The 16573-nt window shown below is 70.0% G+C and carries 14 protein-coding genes and 1 other RNA gene; 9 read left to right on the top strand and 6 right to left on the bottom strand.

The genetic code is table 11. The features are described 5' to 3' along the window. Window positions 1-86 precede the first annotated feature (86 nt). A complete protein-coding gene (locus tag Q5696_RS13020) occupies window positions 87-1469 on the top strand; it encodes a dicarboxylate/amino acid:cation symporter (RefSeq protein ID WP_305091764.1) in 1383 nt (460 codons plus the stop codon). Window positions 1470-1539: 70 nt separating this feature from the next. Here the strand turns inward: Q5696_RS13020 and Q5696_RS13015 are convergent, their stop codons facing one another. Beyond that, window positions 1540-2067, bottom strand: coding sequence for a DUF1697 domain-containing protein (locus tag Q5696_RS13015; RefSeq protein ID WP_305091763.1), 528 nt, complete (start codon window positions 2065-2067; stop codon window positions 1540-1542). Between the two features lie 77 nt (window positions 2068-2144). Here Q5696_RS13015 and rnpB point away from each other — a divergent pair. Beyond that, an RNA gene (rnpB, locus tag Q5696_RS13010) (RNase P RNA component class A) lies at window positions 2145-2560 on the top strand. Window positions 2561-2969: 409 nt separating this feature from the next. Continuing rightward, window positions 2970-3152 carry a hypothetical protein gene (locus Q5696_RS13005; RefSeq protein WP_305091762.1) on the top strand — a complete coding sequence of 61 codons (183 nt, stop codon included), beginning with the start codon at window positions 2970-2972 and terminating at the stop codon, window positions 3150-3152. 16 nt (window positions 3153-3168) lie between these two features. Here Q5696_RS13005 and Q5696_RS13000 read toward each other — a convergent pair whose 3' ends face one another. The 4 genes from Q5696_RS13000 to panB form a co-directional block, all read right to left on the bottom strand. Continuing rightward, entirely contained in the window at window positions 3169-4062 is an 894-nt protein-coding gene (locus tag Q5696_RS13000; protein WP_305091761.1) for a CHAD domain-containing protein, read from the bottom strand. Window positions 4063-4117: 55 nt separating this feature from the next. Further along, the gene (gene pip, locus Q5696_RS12995; protein ID WP_370654782.1) at window positions 4118-5074 is read right to left on the bottom strand and encodes a prolyl aminopeptidase; all 957 of its coding nucleotides are present in this window, start codon (window positions 5072-5074) and stop codon (window positions 4118-4120) included. A gap of 2 nt (window positions 5075-5076) precedes the next feature. After that, the gene (locus Q5696_RS12990) at window positions 5077-5529 is read right to left on the bottom strand and encodes a hypothetical protein (RefSeq protein ID WP_305091760.1); all 453 of its coding nucleotides are present in this window, start codon (window positions 5527-5529) and stop codon (window positions 5077-5079) included. 79 nt (window positions 5530-5608) lie between these two features. Continuing rightward, complete coding sequence (gene panB / locus Q5696_RS12985; RefSeq protein WP_305091759.1) at window positions 5609-6454, bottom strand: 3-methyl-2-oxobutanoate hydroxymethyltransferase; 846 nt, start codon at window positions 6452-6454, stop codon at window positions 5609-5611. A gap of 147 nt (window positions 6455-6601) precedes the next feature. Between panB and Q5696_RS12980 the strand changes: the two genes are divergently transcribed. The 3 genes from Q5696_RS12980 (at window position 6602) to Q5696_RS12970 (ending at window position 12599) form a co-directional block, all read left to right on the top strand. Further along, the gene (locus Q5696_RS12980) at window positions 6602-8179 is read left to right on the top strand and encodes an alpha/beta hydrolase (protein WP_305091758.1); all 1578 of its coding nucleotides are present in this window, start codon (window positions 6602-6604) and stop codon (window positions 8177-8179) included. A gap of 68 nt (window positions 8180-8247) precedes the next feature. Continuing rightward, window positions 8248-9588, top strand: coding sequence for a type I glutamate--ammonia ligase (gene glnA, locus Q5696_RS12975; protein WP_305091757.1), 1341 nt, complete (start codon window positions 8248-8250; stop codon window positions 9586-9588). Continuing rightward, window positions 9528-12599: a bifunctional [glutamine synthetase] adenylyltransferase/[glutamine synthetase]-adenylyl-L-tyrosine phosphorylase gene (locus Q5696_RS12970; RefSeq protein WP_305091756.1), complete on the top strand. Its 3072-nt coding sequence runs from the start codon at window positions 9528-9530 to the stop codon at window positions 12597-12599. Before glnA ends, Q5696_RS12970 begins: the two co-directional genes overlap by 61 nt. Window positions 12600-12602: 3 nt before the next feature. On the opposite strand, the gene Q5696_RS12965 is transcribed toward Q5696_RS12970, so the two are convergent. Next, window positions 12603-13289, bottom strand: a complete 687-nt coding sequence (locus Q5696_RS12965; protein WP_370654927.1) for a GntR family transcriptional regulator — start codon at window positions 13287-13289, stop codon at window positions 12603-12605. 160 nt (window positions 13290-13449) lie between these two features. Here Q5696_RS12965 and Q5696_RS12960 point away from each other — a divergent pair, with 160 nt between their 5' ends. The 3 genes from Q5696_RS12960 to Q5696_RS12950 all read left to right on the top strand — a co-directional run bounded on the left by Q5696_RS12960 (window position 13450) and on the right by Q5696_RS12950 (window position 16525). Then, window positions 13450-14571 (top strand): endonuclease/exonuclease/phosphatase family protein, encoded by a 1122-nt coding sequence (locus Q5696_RS12960; protein WP_305091754.1) that lies wholly within the window; start codon window positions 13450-13452, stop codon window positions 14569-14571. Between the two features lie 368 nt (window positions 14572-14939). After that, the gene (locus tag Q5696_RS12955; RefSeq protein ID WP_305091753.1) at window positions 14940-15443 is read left to right on the top strand and encodes a C40 family peptidase; all 504 of its coding nucleotides are present in this window, start codon (window positions 14940-14942) and stop codon (window positions 15441-15443) included. 95 nt (window positions 15444-15538) lie between these two features. Then, on the top strand, window positions 15539-16525 hold the full coding sequence (locus tag Q5696_RS12950) for an NADPH:quinone reductase (protein WP_305091752.1): 987 nt from the start codon (window positions 15539-15541) through the stop codon (window positions 16523-16525). Window positions 16526-16573: the final 48 nt, after the last annotated feature.

Raw genomic sequence — 16573 nt, 5'->3', positions numbered from 1 at the left:
GTGCCCCGTGTGTCCCTGCGTCCCTGTCGGAGAACGCGCACCGATCGTGCGCCGCCGCTCCACCGTCTTCATCGCGAAAGGCCCTCATGTCGGCCCCCACCCTCGGCGCGCCCCGGCGCGCACTGCCCACGTGGGCAACGTCGTTCGGACCCCAGATCGTCGCCGGTCTGATCCTCGGTATCGTCCTCGGCCTCGTCGCCCGCGCCATGCCCGACGCCGCCGACGGCAACCCGAACTGGCTCGTCGGTACCGTCACCACCATCGGCTCGAGCTATGTCGGGCTGTTGACCGTGTCGGTCATCCCGCTGATCTTCACCGCCGTCGTCTCCTCCATCGCGAACCTGCGCAACGTCGCCAACGCCGCGCGTCTGGCCGTGCAGACGCTGCTGTGGTTCGCGATCACCGCGTTCGTCGCGGTGCTGATCGGTATCGCGGTCGGCCTGATCACCCAGCCCGGCGCCAACTCCACCGTGGACGCCGCCAAGGCGACCGAGCCGAAGAGCAGCGGCTCGTGGTGGGCGTTCCTCACCGGCCTCGTTCCACAGAACTTCCTCGGCCTGGGCGCCAAGACGACCGTCACCGAAAGCGCGTCGGGTGCCCTGAGCGCGACCACGTCGCTGAGCTTCAACGTCCTGCAGTTGCTCGTCGTCGCGATCGCGATCGGCATCGCCGCCCTCAAGGTCGGCGAGAAGGCCGAGCCGTTCCTGAACTTCAACGCCTCCCTGCTCGCGATCGTGCAGAAGGTGCTGTGGTGGATCATCCGCCTCGCACCGATCGGCACCGCCGCCCTCATCGCGAAGGCCGTCGCCACGTACGGCTGGGACGCGATCGGCCAGCTGGGCATGTTCACTCTCGCCGTCTACATCGGTCTCGCGATCGTGTTCTTCGGCGTGTACCCGGCCATCGTCCGTATCCACGGACTGTCGGTGAAGAACTTCTTCTCCGGTGTATGGCCGGCGACGCAGCTCGGTTTCGTGTCGCGTTCCTCGATCGGCACCCTGCCGCTCACCGAGCGGGTCACCGAACGCAATCTCGGGGTGCCGCGCGAATACGCGTCGTTCGCGGTGCCGCTCGGCGCGACCACCAAGATGGACGGCTGCGCCGCTGTCTACCCGGCGATCGCCGCGATCTTCGTCGCCGAGTTCTACGGTGTGAACCTGAGCCTGACCGACTATCTGCTCATCGTCGTGGTCTCCGTGATCGGGTCCGCCGCCACCGCCGGCACCACCGGCGCGACCGTCATGCTCACCCTGACCCTGTCCACGCTGGGCCTGCCGCTCGCCGGCGTCGGCCTGCTGCTCGCCGTCGAACCGATCATCGACATGGGCCGCACCGCCGTCAACGTCACCGGACAGGCGCTCGTGCCGACGATCGTCGCCAAGCGCGAGAAGATTCTCGACGAGACGCTGTACAACGCACCGCGCCAGGGTGATCCGTTCGCCGACGAGGACCTCGCCGCCGCCCGCTGAGCGGAGCGTCCGAACGGCCCGAACCCGGTGGGTACCGAGTTCGGGCCGTTCGTCGTGCCCGGCGCCGGAATCAGGCCAGCAGCTTCACCAGGGTGCGCAGATTGCGGGTCGTGGTGAAGGCCTTCAGCTTCGGTTTTCCCGTGCTCTTCCCGAACGGGCTGTCGAGGGTCCGCCCGCGTTCGACCTCCCAGTACACGACGTTCTCGCCGCCCTGCACGCGCTCGATCTCCGGGTCGAGGTCCGGCTGGCCCGCGAGCAGACCGGCCGCCACGCCGGGATCGGTGGTGAACAGCACGTACGGGTGCCGACCGTCCCGGTCCGGATCGAACGGGTACGCCTCGACGATGCGTCGCACCGTGCCGACATCGAGGACGATCACCCACGCCTCGTAGCCGAACTCCGACCGCAGGGCGGACTCGATCGTCGACTTCAACGCGGCCGTGTCGGCCGTATCGGCGTCGAACAGTACGTTGCCGGTCGCCAGGACCGTCTTCACGTCACCGAAACCGAGATCGGTGAACACGCGCCGCAGATCGGCCATCGCGATCCGGATACCGCCGACGTTGATGCCGCGCAACAGTGCCACGTAACGGGTCATGCGCCGACGATAGTGTCCGGTACCGACACCGCGGGTTCGGAACCGGAGCACACACCCAGTATTGTTTCCGGTGCGGACGAGTTGGCCGGGCGGCCGCGGCAGCGGGAACCGGTATCGATCGAGATACCAGGCCCGACGCCGAGGAAAGTCCGGACTCCACAGAGCAGGGCGGTTGCTAACGGCAACCCGAGGTGACTCGCGGGACAGTGCCACAGAGAACAGACCGCCGGCGTGCAAGCGCCGGTAAGGGTGAAAAGGTGCGGTAAGAGCGCACCAGCACCCCAGGTGACTGGGGTGGCTCGGTAAACCCCGCCCGGAGCAAGGTTGAAGGCCGCACCGGTGACGGTGCGGCTGCGCAGGTGTTCGAGGGCTGCTCGCCCGAGCCTGCGGGTGAACCGCTCGAGGTACCCGGCGACGGTGTGCCCAGATGGATGGTCGCCACCCGGCGCTTCGGTGCCGGGGACAGGATCCGGCTTACACGCCGACTCGTCCGCCCCGTCCACGACGACGGCCCCCGGAGAAATCTCCGGGGGCCGTTCGTGGTCTCTACAGGGTTCGCGTCCTACTGCGGGAAGAAGCCGCCGATCGGGTTGATCATGAGGAGCTTGGCCCAGTACTCGGCTCCGGTCTTGCCGAGGTGCGGGAGCAGGGCATCGAAGATGATGTAGGACATGCGAGACTCCGATCTGTGACGCGGGCGCGTCGGTACATGACTGACAGGGTGCACCGCTGCTTCGGTGACGCGAATGCGTCGACGCGAGCGCGCCGTACGCGCAGAGAGTAGCAGTCTCGAGCGCTTTGTCACAGATGTACGTACCGGTAGCGTTCGATATTCGCAAAACGGGCGTGTCGCCGGTGCGGATGTCCCCCGATGCGACCCGGCACGGGGCACACTGAGGGGCATGAGCGACGACGATCAGTGGTATTTCGACCTGTCCGACGGCTCCGTGTCGCAGGGCAAGAAGTCGGACGTGTTCACCCGGATGGGCCCCTACCCCGACCGCGCGAGCGCCGAACGGGCGTTGCAGATCGCGGCGGAGCGCACCAAAGCGGCCGACGACGCCGACGAGGACTGGAACAACTGACCGATCGGAAACGGTGTCAGCCGCGAAAATCGAGACCCCGGTAGGCCTTCCGGACCGACCGCAACCGGTCGGCGAGTTCGTCCGGGGCTCGGTCCGCGTGCTCGCGCTCGACGGCGTACAGGACGCCGTACGCGAAGGTGTCCTCGTCGTCGTCCCGGGCCTGCCGGGCGGCGTCGAGGATCCGGGCACGGGCCAGCACTCCGTCCTGGCGTTCCCCGAGCAGTGTCTGCACGGACTCCGCGGCCGCCGCCAGGGCCGCCGCGGATGCGTCCCGCGCAGCCACCGTCTCCGCCGCGTAGCGCAACCTCTTGGCACGCTTGCGAACCCGATGCCACGCCGCATCGGCGCCCGATGAGTCCGAGGCCGTCCGCCGGGTCGTCTTCCGGGCCGTCCGGCGGGCCCTCTCGAGCTTCCGGTAGGCCGCGTCCAGACCGCCCCGCACCGTCGTCTCGGTGGGAACGGCGTGACCGCCGGAGGTGACCTCGTCGAGCAGCGCGCACAGCGCCGCGAACCGGGGCCCGTCGAGCACGTCGACGACACGGGCGTGCGCCGCCCGGTACAGATCCTCCTGCGTGCCCACCAGACGCTGGTGCACCGACCCGAGCAGCAGATCCGTCGGCTGCGCGTCGATCAGATCCCCGAACCGCTCCGCCAGGACCTCCGCGTCACGGGCGGCCCCGAGAACCCCGCCGAGCCAGCGCAACTCGGCGCGCACCGTCACCGTTGCGGCCGGCGGGAAAGCGTCGGAGAAGGTGCCGAGCAGACTGCGCAGCCGCCGAGTCGCCACCCGCATACGATGCACCGCGTCGGGGGCGTCGGCCCGCACCTCGGCCACGAGCGACAGCAGCCGCTCGTAGTGTCCGCGCGTCGCCGGCACGAGCACCGCGGCGACCGTCGTCCGTGCTGCCACGACTCCAGGTCTACCAGCGGCGTGGTCACCCCGTCGACCGGCGCGACCGGAATCGTCACTCGCGGAAGCGGTCCGTCGCCTCGATCAGGTGATGCGTGATCCCCGGCTCCGCCGCCGCATGACCCGCATCGTCGACGATGTGCAGCTGCGACCCCGGCCACGCCCGATGCAACTCCCACGCGCTCGTCGCCGGGCAGACCACGTCGTAGCGGCCCTGCACGATCACCCCCGGAATCGACGCCAGTGCGGGGGCGTCCCGCAGCAGCTGACCCTCGTCGAGGAAACCGGCGTTCCGGAAGTAGTGGTTCTCGATCCGCGCGAACGCCAACGCGAATCGCGGGTCGGAGGTCTCCTCGACCCGCTCCGGGTGCGGCAACAGAGTGCTCGTCGCGCCCTCCCAGGCCGACCACGCGATCGCCGCCCGCAACGCGACGTCGGGATCGTCGGCGTGCAGCAGCCGGTGGTAGGCCTCGACGAGATCGCCGGTGCGCTCCACCGGCGGGACGGGGGCGAGGAACTGCTCCCACCGCTCCGGGAACAGGCGCCCGGCCCCGCCGTTGTAGTACCAGTCGACCTCGCTGCGGCGCAGCAGGAAGATGCCGCGCAGCACCAGTTCGGTGACCCGGTCGGGGAACCGCTGCGCGTACGCGAGCGCCAGCGTCGACCCCCACGAGCCGCCGAACACCTGCCAGCGCTCCACCCCGAGAAGCGTTCGGAGCGCCTCGATGTCGGCGACGAGGTGGTCGGTGGTGTTCACCGACAGGTCCGCGCCGTCGGCGACGTGCGGTGTCGACCGGCCGCACCCACGCTGATCGAACAACACGATCCGGTACGCGTCCGGATCGAAGAACCGGCGATGCGCCGGATCGGTGCCGCCACCGGGACCGCCGTGCAGGAACACCACCGGCTTGCCCGACGGATTCCCGCTCACCTCCCAGTAGATCCGCTGATCGTCACCGACCGGCAGGAACCCCGTCTCGTGCGGTGACACCGGCGGATACAGCGTCCGCACGCTCAGAACCCGATCAGCGCCGACGCCAGCGACGGAATCTCGAGCGCGTACAGGGCGCCGTCGCGCACCTGTGGGCACTGCGCCGAGGTGATCGTGTCGATCTGTCCGCGGTCACCCGCAAGCTTCAACAGATCCACCCCGTTCGACGTCGCCCACCCGATCACCGCCGTGTTGAGCCCGCCCTTGCCGATTGTCGGCGTGTACGTGCGCCAGCTCTGCAGCTGGCCGTCGATGTCGCTGCACAACTGCGCGACCTGATCGTCGGACACCCCGAGCGTGTTCCCCGGAGACGGCGCCGACGCCGGTGCGGACGCGGACGTCGGCTGTTCCCGGGATGCGGTGGCATGTGCGGCGGTGCCGGGTGCCGGAGTGTCACCACCGGTCGAACATCCGGTGACCACTGCAGCCAGGGCAGCGGTGGTCGCGATCGTGCCCGCGAGACGGCGTCCGGTCATCTGATGCTCCTCGAAATAGGTGCTGTGCGCCTTTCCGGTGGTGGGTACCACCGGAAAGGCGCACAGTAGGCTCCGCTGCCTAGAAACTGTGTTCGGGGCCGGGGAAGGCGCCGGAGCGGACCTCGGCGGCGTACGCGGCGGCGGCGTCGCGCAGCGATGCACCCACCTCTCCGAACCGTTTGACGAACTTGGCGGTCTTGCCGCTGGTGTAGCCGGCCATGTCCTGCCACACCAGTACCTGGGCGTCGCATTCGTTGCCGGCGCCGATGCCGACGGTGGGGATGGTGAGCTTGCGGGTCACCTGGCCGGCGATGTCTGCGGGCACCATCTCCATGACGACGGAGAAGGCGCCGGCCTCCTGCACGGCGATGGCGTCGGCGACGAGCTGCTCGGCACCGTCACCGCGGCCCTGGACCCGGAAGCCGCCCAGGCCGTTGACGGACTGCGGGGTGAAACCGATGTGCGCCTGCACCGGGATGCCGGCGGCGGTCAGGGCTGCGATCTGCGGGGCCACCCGCTCACCGCCCTCGAGCTTCACGGCGTGCGCCTGGCCTTCCTTCATGAACCGGAAGGCCGTCTCGAGTGCCTGCTGCGGCGACGCCTCGTAGCTGCCGAACGGCAGATCGGCGATCACCAGGGCGTTCGGGGCGCCGCGGACCACGCCACGGACCAGCGGCAGCATCTCGTCGATCGTGACCGGAACGGTGGTGTCGTAGCCGTACACCACGTTCGCGGCGGAATCGCCGACGAGCAGCACAGGAATGCCGGCCTCCTCGAAGAGGCGGGCGCTGGAGTAGTCGTATGCGGTCAGTTCCGCCCATCGGACGCCCTCGGTCTTCATCGCCTGCAGGTGATGGATCCGGGTCTTGCGCTTGGGGGCGTCGGAAGTGGGGGCGGAACCGCCGTAGACAGCGTTGTCGGACATCGTTGTCCCTTTCTGGCCTCGAGGCCCGCGCTGCGGGTCCCCGGGTTGGGGGTGCTGACGCCCACAGTCTGCCACCGGACCCGGGTGCCGCGAAGGGCGCTGTCGGTGCGGTTCGTCACACCGTGTGCCCGTGGCACGATCGTCGGCATGGCTCTTCGACTGCGCCCGCTGCGCCCGCGCACCGTCCTGGTCACGGCGATCGCGGCGGTGACCGTGCTGGTGGCCGGGTGCGGGACCGACACGTCGCAGAACGTGGCCGGCACGCCGGTGGGAGAGCCGCCGGCCGCGGGTGCGGGGGAGATCCCGGCGGGCCTGGACGCGTTCTACACGCAGCAGATCGACTGGGGATCGTGCGACGACTTCGCGACCGACGGCGAGGATCTGGGCCCCGACCTCGACTGCGCGCGGGTGACCGTTCCCCTCGACTACGCGAACCCCGGAGGCGACACCGTCGAACTGGCGATCTCACGGTCGAGGGCGCGGGGCGCACGGATCGGGTCGCTGCTGGTCAATCCGGGCGGGCCGGGGGCGTCGGGGCTGGCGCTCGCGTCGATCGCGGACGGCACCGACATCGCGGACCGGTTCGACGTGATCGGGTTCGATCCGCGCGGGGTGGGGGCGTCGACGCCGCAGGTGCGGTGTCTGACCCCGCAGGAGGCCGACGACCGTCGCGCCGACCCCGAGGTCGACATGAGCCCGGCGGGGATCGCACACAGCGAGGACCGCAACCGTGCGTATGCGGCGCTGTGCGCCGAACGGTCGGGGCTGCCGCTGCTCGCGCACGTCGGAACGCGTGAGGTGGTGCGGGACCTGGACGTGATCCGGTCGGTGCTCGGCGACCCGAAGCTCAGCTACCTGGGTATGTCGTACGGCACCCGGATCGGCACCGAGTACGCGGAGACGTTCCCGGGGAACGTGCGGGCGATGGTCCTCGACGGCGCCCTCGATCCGGAGCAGGACCCGGTCGAGGAGGTGGTGCTGCAGGGCGGCGGTTTCCAGGCCGCGTTCGACGCGTTCGCCGCCGAGTGCGCGCGCAGCACGGACTGTCCGGTGGGGACGGATCCGGCGGCCGCGAACGCACGGTTCCGGGCGCTCGTCGACCCGCTCGTCGACCGTCCGGCCGCGACGACGGATCCTCGGGGCCTGAGCTACGGCGACGCGATCACCGGGGTGCAGCAGGCGCTGTACTCGCCGAACCTGTGGAGTTCGCTGCGCGGCGGGCTGAACCAGTTGGCGTCCGGCCGCGGCGACACGCTGCTGCTGCTCGCCGACCTGTATGCGGGACGCCTCGACGACGGCAGCTACTCGAACCTCGACGACGCGTTCAACGCGATCCGGTGTGTGGACGATCCGCCGGTGACCGACCGGGTCGTCGTGGGGGAGGCCGACATGCGCTACCGGCAGGCGGCACCGTTCCTCGACGACGGACGCGGCACGGGCAACGCCCCGCTCGACGTGTGCGCGTTCTGGCCGGTCCCGAACACCGGTGCGCCGCACACGGTCTCGGCCGACGGGCTGCCGCCGGTCGTGGTGGTGTCGACGACGCAGGATCCGGCGACGCCGTACCAGGCCGGGGTCGATCTGGCGAAGCAGCTCGGGGGCGCGCTCGTCACGTTCCGGGGGGCGCAGCACACCGCGACGTTCGACGGCCACGACTGCGTCGACGAGGCGGTGACGGAGTATCTCGTCGACCTGACACCGCCGGCGCCGGATCTCACCTGTTGAGCGGATCGACCCGAGACGAATTTCACGAAGTAACACAGATTTAACGCGGTGTGCCTACGCTCGCGCGTATGGATCGCCAAAAGGAATTCGTGCTCCGCACCCTCGAAGAGCGCGATATTCGGTTCGTCCGGTTGTGGTTCACCGATGTGCTCGGCTACCTCAAATCGGTGGCGATCGCGCCCGCGGAACTCGAGGGCGCGTTCGAGGAGGGCATCGGATTCGACGGTTCGGCGATCGAGGGATTCTCCCGGGTGTCGGAGGCCGACACGGTGGCCAAGCCGGACGCATCGACGTTCCAGATCCTGCCGTGGGCGCACAACGACGGTGCCCAGCATTCGGCCCGCATGTTCTGCGACATCGCGATGCCCGACGGCACGCCGTCGTGGGCGGATCCGCGGCACGTGCTGCGACGTCAGCTCGGCAAGGCCGGTGATCTCGGGTTCTCGTGCTACGTGCATCCGGAGATCGAGTTCTTCCTGCTCGAGAACGGGCCCATGGACGGCACCCCGCCGATTCCCGCGGACAACGGCGGCTACTTCGATCAGGCCGTGCACGACAGTGCCCCGAACTTCCGGCGGCACGCGATCGACGCCCTCGAGTCGATGGGGATCTCGGTGGAGTTCTCCCACCACGAGACCGCGCCCGGCCAGCAGGAGATCGATCTGCGGTACGCGGACGCCCTGTCGATGGCCGACAACGTGATGACGTTCCGGTACCTCGTCAAGGAGGTGGCGTTGCGGGAGGGGGTGCGCGCGTCGTTCATGCCGAAACCGTTCAGCGAGCATGCCGGTTCGGCGATGCACACCCACATGAGCCTGTTCGAGGGCGACACCAACGCGTTCCACAACCCGGACGACCCGATGCAGCTGTCGGCGACCGGGAAGGCGTTCATCGCCGGCATCCTCGAGCACGCCAACGAGATCAGTGCCGTCACCAACCAGTGGGTGAACTCGTACAAGCGGCTCATCCACGGCGGTGAGGCACCGACCGCGGCGACGTGGGGTGCCGCCAACCGGTCCGCGCTGATCCGGCTTCCGATGTACACGCCGAACAAGGCGTCGTCGCGTCGCGTCGAGATCCGCAGCCCCGATTCGGCGTGCAACCCGTACCTGACGTTCGCGGTGCTGCTCGCGGCCGGCCTGCGCGGCATCGAGAAGGGGTACGAGCTGCCGCCGGAGGCGGAGGACGACGTGTGGTCGCTCACCGACGCCGAGCGGCGCACGATGGGCTACCGGCCACTGCCGGGCAGCCTGGCCGAGGCGCTGCGGGAGATGGAGCGCTCGGAGCTGGTCGCGGAGGCGCTCGGCGAGCATGTCTTCGACTTCTTCCTCCGCAACAAGCGGCGCGAATGGGAGGACTACCGCAATCAGGTGACGCCGTTCGAGTTGAAGGCCTACCTCGGACTGTGAGGCCACCGCACGCACGTTCGGCCGTTCCCGGTGCGGGACGGCTCGGTCTGATCGAACCCACGGCCCCGGCCGAGCTCGCCGCGCTCGGCTGGTCGAACCTCGAGGGTGTCGAACTGTTGTGGGCGCTGTCGCGGGCCGCCAACGCCGATCTCGCGCTGCGCACCCTGGCGCGTCTGCAGGAGGCGATGGGGGAGTCGTGGGACGAGCTCGATGCCGCGCTGCGCGTCGACAAGGGTTTGCGGGGCAGGCTGTTCGGGCTGATCGGTGCGTCCACTGCGTTCGGTGACCACCTGGTGGCCGTCCCGGAGTCGTGGCGGCTGCTCGCCGGCGACATGCGGCTGCCCACCAAGGCGGAGATGACGCGGACCCTGCTCGCGTGCGTCGACGCCGCCCCCGAGACCGGGCCGCACGCGTCGGAACTGCTCCACCGGGCTGCGGTCACCGGTCCGGACGCCGTTGCGGCGCTGCGTACCTGCTACCGCGACCAGATGATGATCCTGGCCGCGGCCGACCTGGCCGCCACCGTCGAGAACGAACCCGTCGTGCCCTACGTGACGGTCGGGCGGCACCTCTCCGACATGGCCGACGCCGCCCTCACCGCCGCTCTCGCGGTGGCGGTCGCGACGGTGTGCCCCGACAGGCCGTGCCCCGCCCGGATCGCCGTCATCGCGATGGGCAAATGCGGTGCGCGGGAACTGAACTACGTCAGCGACGTCGACGTCGTGTTCGTCGCCGAACCGGCCGACGCGATCTCGAGCCGGATCGCCGGGGAGATGATGCGGATCGGTTCGTCGGCGTTCTTCGACGTCGACGCCGCCCTGCGGCCCGAAGGCAAGCGCGGAGAACTGGTCCGCACCCTCGACTCGCACATCGCGTACTACCAGCGGTGGGCCAAGACGTGGGAATTCCAGGCCCTGCTCAAGGCCCGGCCGATGACCGGCGACCTCGACCTCGGCCGGCAGTACACCGAGGCCGTCGCACCGATGGTGTGGGTGGCGTCCGAACGTGACGACTTCGTCCCCGAGGTGCAGGCCATGCGCCGCCGGGTCGAGGACTCGGTGCCGCCGGAACTGCGGGAACGGGAACTCAAACTCGGCCGCGGCGGCCTGCGCGACGTCGAATTCGCCGTCCAGCTCCTGCAATTGGTGCACGGAAGGGTCGACACATCGCTGCGGGTCGCGAGCACGATCGACGCGCTGACCGCGCTCACCGCCGGCGGCTACATCGGCCGTGACGACGCCGCGAACCTGACGGCGTCGTACGAGTTCCTGCGGCTGCTCGAACATCGGCTGCAGTTGCAGAAACTCCGGCGCACCCACACGCTGCCGCCCGCCGACGACGAGGAATCGTTGCGCTGGCTCGCGCGCGCCGCCCACATGCGTCCCGACGGCCGCAACGACGCCCTCGGAGTGCTACGCGCCGAGATCAAACGCAACGCCCACCGGGTCCGCCGCCTGCACGCCAAACTGTTCTACCGGCCCCTGCTCGAGTCGGTCGCCCGGCTCGACAAGGACGCGTTGCGGCTCAGCCCGGACGCCGCCGTCCGGCAGCTCGCGGCACTCGGCTACTCGGCGCCGGAGAACGCACTCGGGCATCTCACCGCACTGACCGCCGGTGCGTCCCGCAAGGGCCGCATCCAGGCGCTCCTGCTACCCACGTTGCTCGAATGGCTCGGGGACACACCGGATCCCGACGCCGGCCTGCTCGCCTACCGGCGGCTGTCCGACGCCCTCGTCGACGCCACCTGGTTCCTGCGGCTGCTGCGGGACGAGGCGTCGGTGGCGCAGCGACTCATGACGGTTCTCGGCTCGTCGGCCTACCTGCCGGACCTGCTGATCAAGGCGCCCGACGTCATCCGGCTGTTCGCCGACGGCCCGTCCGGCCCCCGGCTCCTCGAACCGCAGCCGACGGACGTCGCCCGCGGCATCCTGTCGTCGTCGGCCCGCCACGTCGACCCGGTGCGTGCCGTCGCCGCCGCCCGCTCGTTGCGCCGCTACGAACTGGCGCGCGTCGCGAGCGCCGACGTCCTCGGCATGCTCGACGTCCCCCAGGTGTGCCGGGCGCTGTCGTCGGTGTGGTCGGCCGTCCTCAATGCCGCACTGGCGGCGGTGATCCGGGCGAGCGAGGTCGAATCCGCGGAGCCGGCGCCCGCGACGTTCGCGGTGATCGGCATGGGCCGCCTCGGCGGTGGCGAACTCGGGTACGGCTCCGACGCCGACGTCCTGTTCGTGTGCGAACCGCGCGAGGGTGCCGACGAGACGCGGGCCGTCAAGTGGGCCAACACGATCGGCGACCGGGTGCGGTCCCTGCTCGGGGCGCCGAGCACCGACCCGCCGCTCGAGGTCGACATCGGGCTGCGGCCCGAGGGCCGCAGCGGCCCGCTCGTGCGGACCCTGGCGTCGTACGAGGCGTACTACGCGCAGTGGGCGCAGGCATGGGAAGTGCAGGCACTGCTGCGGGCGCACGCCGTCGCCGGTGACGCCGACCTGGGCCTGCGATTCCTGCACATGATCGACAAGACCCGCTATCCGGCCGGTGGCGTGTCGGAGCAGGCGGTTCTCGAGATCCGGCGGATCAAGGCCCGCGTCGACTCGGAGCGGCTGCCGCGCGGCGCCGACCCGTCCACCCACACCAAACTCGGACGGGGCGGGCTCGCGGACATCGAATGGACCGTGCAGCTGATCCAGTTGCGGCACGCCCACGACGTCCCGTCGCTGCACAACACGTCGACACTCGAGACGCTCGACGCGATCGGCGCGGCCGAACTGCTCAGCGAAACCGACGTCGAACTGCTGCGCGACGCCTGGCTGACCGCCACCCAGGCCCGCAACGCCCTGGTCCTGGTGCGCGGCAAGCCCAGCGACCAGCTGCCCGGGCCGGGCAAGGTACTCGGCGCGGTCGCCCAGGTCGCCGGCTGGCCCGGCGGTGACGCGAACGAGTTCCTCGACAACTATCTGCGCGTCACCCGGCGGGCGAAGGCTGTCGTGCAGCGGGTGTTCGGCGGCGAGTGACGCTCAGCCGCCCGCGAACAGGCGGATCCGCTGTTCGCGGCTGCGCTCGAGGTGACTGCGCATGTGTTCGCGGGCCGCTTTCTCGTCGCGGGCCCGCAGCGCGGCGAGGATCTGCTCGTGCTCGGCGTTGAGGAGTTCCGGTTCCCCGTAGTTGGACGGCGGGCCGCTGTCGTAGATGCGCAGCTGGGTGGTCAGGCGCACCAGCAGCGTGAGGATGGTGGTGTTGTGGGCGGCCTGCCACAGCGCCTCGTGGAAACGGAAGTTGTCGACCTGGGCGGTGCTCTCGTCGTCGGTGTGACAGCACGAGGCGTGGAGCCGCTCTAGCCGGGCCATGTCGAGTTCGGTGTGCCGGAGCGCCGCGGATCCGGCGGCCTCCGCCTCGAGGGCGACGCGGGCCGCGTAGATCTCGATGACGTCCTCGGGGGTGCCGGACCGCACCCGGAATCCGCGGGACGCGCGTTCGAGCAGGCCGTCGTGTGCGAGCCAGTTGAGGGCTTCCCGGATGGGGGTGCGTGACGCGCCGTACGTCTCGCTGAGCTGGGTCTCGTGCAGGGCGGCGCCGCGCGGGAACGTGCCGTCGAGGATGTCGGCGCGCAGCCGCAGGTACTGCTTCGACGTCTGATCGGATCGGCCGGACGCGCCGGAAGGCAGCAGCACACCCAGATCCGCCGGGTCGTCCTCGCGCGTCATCATGTCCCCTCTGTCGGTTCTGTCGTGGAGCCTCCCGATTATGCCATCGCTCACGCACGCATACGTACGGATACGTTTGTGTGCCTTTTGGCTCGTATTGCCAGTTCGTTCAGTTTCTCCTGATGGCATCGGCCGAGCAGGGGACAAAAGGAGAACAACTGTGACGAACGTACTGACACGGCGACAGGCGATGAAGGCGCTGGCCGCAGGAACGGTCGCGCTCGGCGCCGGTGCACTCGCCACCGCGGCACCGGCCGGCGCCCGCCCCGGACGCGAAATCCGGGTGCTGTCGTTGAACACGTGGCACGGCGGCGCCAAGATTCCGAACGGCGGCGACCGGATCGTCGACCTGATCCGGTCGACCCGCGCCGAACTCGTACTGTTGTCGGAAGCCGGGGACACCACGACCGAACTCGCCACCCGACTGGCGGCCCAGGGCCTGCACTTCGAGGCGGCAACCTCGTCGGACACGGGGATCCTCTCGGCGTTCCCCATCCTGGAAACCGGAAAGCTCGACTACATGGTCAAGGCGGTCGTCGCCGTCGACGACCTCGAGATCGCGACCTACGCCGCGCACCTCGAGTACCGCTGGTACGCCACGTACCTGCCCCGCGGTTACGGGGCCGGGATCCCGAGCGGAGAGTTCGCGGAGTTCGGCTGGAACAAGATCCCCACCGGTCCGGTCACCGACGTCGAGACCGTGCTGCGGGTCAACGCGGCGTCCGGACGTCCCGCGGTGATCGAGGCGTTCCTCGCGGACGCGGCCGCCGAACAGGAGAAGGGTCGGCAGGTGGTCATGGGTGGCGACTTCAACGAGCCGTCCCACCTCGACTGGGCTGCCGACACCCGCGAGCTGTTCGACCACCACGGTGCCGTCGTGCCGTGGCAGTCCACGCGACTGCTCGAGGACGCCGGATTCGTCGACGCCTACCGGGCGACGTACCCGAACCCGGTGACGCATCCGGGTTTCACGTGGCCGTCCGACAACCCGAACGTCGCGGTATCGGAGCTGACGTGGGCGCCGGAGTCCGACGAACGCGACCGCATCGACTACGTCTTCGCCGGACCGGGCACCCGACTGGAACTGCGGTCCGCGGGCATCGTCGGCCCGCGCGAGACGATCGTGCGCAGCGAACGGGTCACCGAGACCAGCCGGGACAACTTCGTGGCGTCCCCGACACCGTGGCCCACCGACCACAAGGCGGTACTCGCCGTCTACCGGTGCGCTCCCGCCTCCGGTGGCTTCGGTTCGCTCGGCTCACTCGCCGGATCGGCGTCCTGACCCCGACACGCCCGGAAGGTCACAGCCTCGCAATCATCGCTGCGGGGCTGTGACACGAACGGTCGTGGACGCCGATATCGGGGTCCGATCGTGACTCGGCGGCGGGGTGACGGTGGCGATGGTCACGAACCGAGTGGTCGTCACCGTCCGCCCCCGTGGTTGCTGTTTCAGCTGGTAGGAGAGTTTTTCGTGTGCGTGTAGGTATCCCCGTTCCTGCCCGGCCACGTATACGTGCATTCCGTTTCACGTACCCCCATGGGTAGTTCTACGGATGTTTCCGATCGATAACGACGGAACTCTGGGTGGTGCCCGAACACCGATACCACATGATGTCGGACCACCACGCAACACCCCCCGGAGGACCTCGAATGGCCAACCACCGCATCCAGAAGACGACCCGCCCGACCCGCACCGCCCGCGGGCTGCTGCTCGGAGCCGTCACGGTCGGCGCCCTCATGATCCCCGCAGTACCCGCGATGGCGCAGCCGTTCACCTTCGGCAGCGTCGACATCGCACCCACCCAGGTCGCGTCGCACGGACAGTCCGTCGCGAACGCCGCCCAGTCCAAGGTCGGCTCCCCGTACGTGTGGGGTGCCACCGGCCCCAGCTCGTTCGACTGCTCCGGACTGGTCCAGTGGGCCTACAAGCAGGCCGGCATCAACGTCCCGCGCACCAGCTACGACCAGGTCGGCGGCGGCACCCCGGTGTCGAAGGGCAATCTGCAGCCCGGCGACGTCGTCGCCTTCTACGGCGCCGAGCACGTCGGCGTCTACCTCGGCGGCGGCCGCGTCGTCCACGCCCCCACCGAAGGTGATGTCGTGAAGGTGTCGCCGCTCGACTCGATGCCGTTCGCAGGTGCCAGCCGCTACTGATCACCCGTCCTTCCCGAGCCCGTCACTCACTTTCGAGTGGCGGGCTCTTCCGCGTTCCCGGCACACTCGGGGGCCTACGGAGAGGAGACGGGGTGATGTTTCCCGGGACCATGCGGGCCGCGTTCGTCCGGGAGACGGGCGGCCCTATCGAGATCGGAGACCTCCCGGTGCCGCAGCCCGGGCCCACCGACGTCCTGGTGCGCACCGACGTGACCGCCGTCGACCACGTCGACCTGTTCGTCCGCTCGGGTACCTACCGCACCCGCACCCCGTTTCCGTTCGTCATCGGACGCGATCTCGTCGGCACCGTCGCCGTGGCAGGCCAGGGCGTCGGCTCGGTGACCGTGGGGGACCGGGTGTGGACGAACAGCCTCGGGCACGACGGCCGGCAGGGCGCCTTCGCCGAGTACGCGGTGGTCGCCGCCGACCGCATCTACCCGCTGCCGGACGCCGTCACCGCCGAGGACGCCGTCGCGGTCGCACACACCGGCGCGACCGCGTGGCTCGGCCTCGTCCGAGAGGGTGCCGTGCGGCCGGGTGAGACGGTCGTCGTCGGGGGAGCGGGCGGCGGCGTCGGCAGCGCCGCCGTGCAGCTCGCGGCCACGATCGGCGCCCGCGTGATCGCGACCTGCTCGCCGTCCGGCGACGCCTGGTGCCGGTCGTGCGGCGCCGACGTCGTCCTCGACTACCACCGCGCCGACCTGCACGACCGCATCCGCGACGCCGCCCCCGACGGCGTCGACGTGTGGTGGGACAACAGCGGCCACCACGACTTCGCCGCGACCCTGCCCCTGATGCGGCGCGGCGGCCGGATCCTCGTCACCGCCGGACTCGGTTCCGGTGCCGCACCCGTGCTGCCCGTCGGCGACATGTACACCCGAGACGTGAGCCTGCACGGATTCGCGATCAGCAACGCGTCCGTCGCCGACCTGGCCGACGCCGCCACCGGCGTGTCCCGGCTGTCGGCCGCCGGTATCCTGCGCCCCCGGATCGGCGCAACCTATCGCCTGTCCGACGCAGTCGCAGCCCACCGGGCCATGGCATCGGGAACCGTGACCGGAAGGATCGTGGTGATGGTGTGACCCGGACCCGACACGGACGGGCCCGCCCACACACGAGGTGTGGACGGG

It is taken from the genome of Prescottella sp. R16, assembly GCF_030656875.1.
GTDB lineage: Bacteria > Actinomycetota > Actinomycetes > Mycobacteriales > Mycobacteriaceae > Prescottella.
Note: the sequence above shows the minus strand (reverse complement) of the source record. Positions and strands in the feature narration are given on the sequence as shown.